The sequence below is a fragment of the Rhodococcus sp. 7Tela_A2 genome (assembly GCF_049311045.1).
Lineage (GTDB): Bacteria > Actinomycetota > Actinomycetes > Mycobacteriales > Mycobacteriaceae > Rhodococcus.
Genome location: NZ_JAXION010000216.1, coordinates 1 through 1,442 on the forward strand (window position 1 = coordinate 1; position 1,442 = coordinate 1,442).

The 1,442-nt window shown below is 66.4% G+C and carries 1 protein-coding gene; it reads right to left on the minus strand.

The features are described 5' to 3' along the window. Positions 1-298: 298 nt before the first annotated feature. Positions 299-1,252: a DUF808 domain-containing protein gene (locus TVH25_RS21285; protein WP_169620202.1), complete on the minus strand. Its 954-nt coding sequence runs from the start codon at positions 1,250-1,252 to the stop codon at positions 299-301. Positions 1,253-1,442: the final 190 nt, after the last annotated feature.

Here is a 1,442-nt window from a genome sequence, read left to right on the forward strand (position 1 = left end):
CGTTGTCCTCCGGGACGCGGGCCCGCGCCGTTGTCGGAACGCTCCCCACATGTGAAGGCAGGCATTGTGAAGACCCCGCCCCCCCCGGCGCCGACGGGGTCCTCCCGGAAGGTTCGCAACACGTGGCCGACTGCGAACCGGGCACGGTGACCACTTTCGTGGCCAACCCCGGATAACCGGACGGCACGGACTCAAACAGTCACAACGCGGAGCGTCGAACTTTCACTGCACCGAAGTTTCAGTGCCCGAAGTTTCAGTGCCCGAAGTTTCAGTGCCCGAAGTTTCAGTGCCCGAAGTTTCAGTGCACCGAGGACGTCTTCTTCCGCTTCGGAATCAGGTGCATCACCAGGACCACCAGTGCGCCGAGAACGAGTCCGACGAGGGCAGAGACCACGGTCCCGGAAGTCCAGGACAGGACACCGCCGAACCCGCCGTGGACGAGTTCACCGAACCAGTGCTCGAGATCGTGAAGCCGGTCGGCGGGCCAGTGGAATCCGGCCTCGCCGACATTGATGATCAGGATGTGCCCGCCGACCCACAACATCGCGGCGATCCCCACGACCGTGAGCACGGCCATCACCTTCGGCATCGCGGCGACGAGTCCCCGGCCGACCCGGCGAGCGAACGACGACTGTCGCTGGGCGAGCGACAGTCCCACGTCGTCCATCTTCACGATCAGCGCGACCACGCCGTACACCAGCGCGGTGATGAGGAGCGCCACGACGATCAGAACCATCAGCCTGGTGAGGAACGGTTCGGACTCGACCGACGACAGCGAAATCACCATGATCTCGGCGGACAGGATCAGATCGGTCCGGATGGCTCCGTTGACCATGGTCTTTTCGAGTTCCGGTCCGGACTTGGGTGCGTCCGCGGCCTCGTCCTCGTGATGGCCCCCGGTGAGGGCCTCGTAGACCTTCTCCGCTCCCTCGTAGCACAGGAACAGGCCGCCGGCGATGAGCAGGTACGGCAGCGCTTGCGGCAGGAACTGGCTGAGGATCATCGCCACCGGGAGGATGATCAGGAGCTTGTTGCGGATGGAACCGATCGCGATCTTGCGAATGATCGGCAGTTCGCGATCCGGGCTGAATCCGTGCACGTAGCGGGGAGTGACCGCGGTGTCGTCGACGACCACTCCCGCGGCCTTGACGCTCGCGCGACCGGCCGCTGCGCCGACGTCGTCGATGGACGCCGCTGCTGCTTTCGCGAGCGCCGCGACGTCGTCCAGCAGGGCGACGAGACCACCAGCCACGGGAAACCTCCACAGTTCGGTCGATCGAGCGACGCGCGGTCGCGGGTCGACCTTCAAACGGTAGCCGATCGCCCGCCCGGCCCGACAGCCCGTCGGTACGTAGCCGGACGAGTGACAACCGCTCCACCTCGAGAAGAACCGGAACGCCGCCGACGACCGGCCGGGGGCGGCCGCCGCCCGGGGGGGCCGC